Origin of the sequence: Microbacterium sp. CPCC 204701, from assembly GCF_004010105.1 — a bacterium.
Lineage (GTDB): Bacteria > Actinomycetota > Actinomycetes > Actinomycetales > Microbacteriaceae > Microbacterium.
The window spans coordinates 1-2427 of record NZ_RRYE01000420.1; the positions used below are offsets into that span (position 1 = coordinate 1).

A 2427-nucleotide genomic window follows, 5' to 3' on the forward strand; every position below is an offset into this window, starting at 1 on the left:
GCGCCGAGCTGCCGGCCGACACGACGGTCTGGGTGGCGAAGGACTGAGCCCGCGAGGGATGCGCGGTTCGGCATCCCGCCGCCCGGCCGGATCACCGGTTCGCGAAAGAGAGGTGACGACGTGGTCAGCATCGACGAGGTCGCCCGCGCGGCGGGCGTCTCGACCGCGACCGTGTCGCGCGCCCTGAGCGGACGCGGCCACGTCTCGGCGGGGGCGAAGTCCAAGGTCGAGGCCGCGGCGAAGAGCCTCGGCTACGTCGTCTCGGCGTCGGCATCAAGCCTCGCATCTGGTCGCACGCGCAACATCGGCGTGCTCGTGCCGTTCCTCGACCGGTGGTTCTTCTCGACGGTGCTGAGCGGCATCGCGTCGGCGCTCATGCGCCGCGGCTACGACATCACGCTCTACAGCCTCACCGCCGACCGGGCGGAGCGCCGCGACATCTTCGACACGTTCCTCAGGCGGCAGCGGGTCGACGGCGTCATCGCCATCGCGATCGAACTCGGCCAGGAGGAGACCGAGCACCTGCTCGAGCTCGACCTCCCCGTGATCGCGATCGGCGGGCCCAACCCCCGCCTCACGACCCTGACCGTCGACGACGTCGCGGTGGCGCGCCTGGCCACCGAGCACCTCCTCGCGCTCGACCACCGCGAGATCGCGCACATCGGCGCGAGCCCCGAGTTCGACATCGACTTCCACATCCCCACCCACCGGCGGCAGGGCTTCGAGCAGGCGCTGGCGGATGCCGGGATCCCGGTCAAGCCGTCGCTGTACGAGCCCGCCGACTTCACCATCGAGGGCGGGTTCCGCGCGGCCAAGCAGCTGCTCGGCAAGCCCGGCGGCCGTCCGACGGCCATCTTCGCGGCATCCGATGAGATGGCGATCGGGGCGCTGCTGGCAGCGCGCGAACTCGGCTACCGAGTCCCCGAGGACCTCTCGGTGATCGGCATCGACGGCCACGAGCTGGGCGAGTTCTTCCGCCTCACGACGGTCGACCAGTGCCCGCTCGGACAGGGCGAGCGCGCTGCCGACGCGATCCTCGCCGAGCTCGAGTCGACGCCTGGCGATGCCCCCGCGCATCGGCCGGGCGACCTGCCGTTCGAGCTCATCGTGCGCGGGTCCACGGCCCGCCTCGCCGGCTGAGGCATTCCCCGCCGTCCGCCTCGCGCCCGCTCCACACGAGAACCGCGTCCACACGATCGATCCCGGCCGTGTTCCCTGGTGAAGATGCAGCTCCTGCCGACCGAGCACGCAGCCCACAAGGATCGGAGGGGGACCTGCCCGGATAGGCTCGACCGCATGACGATCGACCTCGAGGCCCTCTACATCGACCTGCACCGGCATCCGGAGCTGTCCTTCCAGGAGACGCGCACGGCGGGAGTCGTCACCAAGCACCTGGGCGATCTCGGCATCGAGTTCGAGGAGGGCATCGGCAGGACCGGCGTCGTGGGCGTGATCCGCAACGGGGACGGGCCCGTGGTGTGGCTGCGCGCCGACATGGACGCGCTCCCGGTGCCGGAGCAGACCGGGCTCGAGTACGCCAGCACGGCGCGCGGCATCGACCCGTCGGGCACCGACGTGCCGGTCATGCACGCGTGCGGCCACGACATGCACGTCACCGCCCTGATCGGCGCCCTCGAACGCCTGGTCGCCACGAAAGACCAGTGGTCGGGCACGGTGGTCGCCGTCTTCCAGCCCGCCGAGGAGTACGGCGCCGGCTCGCAGGCCATGATCGCCGACGGGGTGCTCGAGCGCTTCCCCCAGCCCGACATCGTGCTCGGCCAGCACGTCACGCCGCTGCCGGCGGGCACCATCGGCGTGCGCAGCGGCACGCAGATGGCGGCATCCGACGGCCTCTCCGTCACTCTTCTGGGCCGCGGGGGCCATGGCTCACGCCCCCAGGCCACGATCGACCCCGTCGTGATGGCGGCGGCCACCGTGATGCGCCTGCAGACGATCGTGTCGCGCGAGGTCGATCCGCGCGATGTCGCGGTCGTGACCGTCGGTTCGATCCACGCGGGACTGAAGAACAACATCATCCCGGCCGAGGCGAGGCTCGAGCTGAGCCTGCGCTACCCCGACGACCAGGCGCGTGCCGCGGTGCTCGCCAAGGTCGAGCGGATCGTCCGCGCCGAGGCGCAGGCGTCCGGCGCCGAGGAGCCGCCGGTCATCGTCACCGATCACACACTGCCGCCGACGATCAACGACGTCCACGCGACTGCGCGGCTCGTGCTCGCGTTCGACGCCGCCTTCGGAGAGGGCACGGTCATCGACCCCGGCATGTTCACCGGGAGCGAGGACGTCTCGTGGTTCGCGCGCGAGGCCGGCGTGCCGCTGGTCTTCTGGTTCTGGGGAGGCGTCGATCCGGAGACGTTCGCCGCGGCCCAGGCGGCCGGCACGATCGAGCGCGACATCCCGACGAACCACTCG

General features: G+C 71.5%; 2 protein-coding genes. Both read left to right on the top strand.

What is annotated here, in order from left to right; genetic code table 11:
* Nucleotides 1–120: 120 nt before the first annotated feature.
* On the top strand, nt 121–1140 hold the full coding sequence (locus EIO58_RS16245; protein WP_127820360.1) for a LacI family DNA-binding transcriptional regulator: 1020 nt from the start codon (nt 121–123) through the stop codon (nt 1138–1140).
* A 156-nt stretch (nt 1141–1296) separates the two neighbouring features.
* Nucleotides 1297–2427, top strand: a 1131-nt coding sequence (locus EIO58_RS16250) for an amidohydrolase (protein WP_164861793.1), incomplete at its 3' end; no start/stop codon positions are given.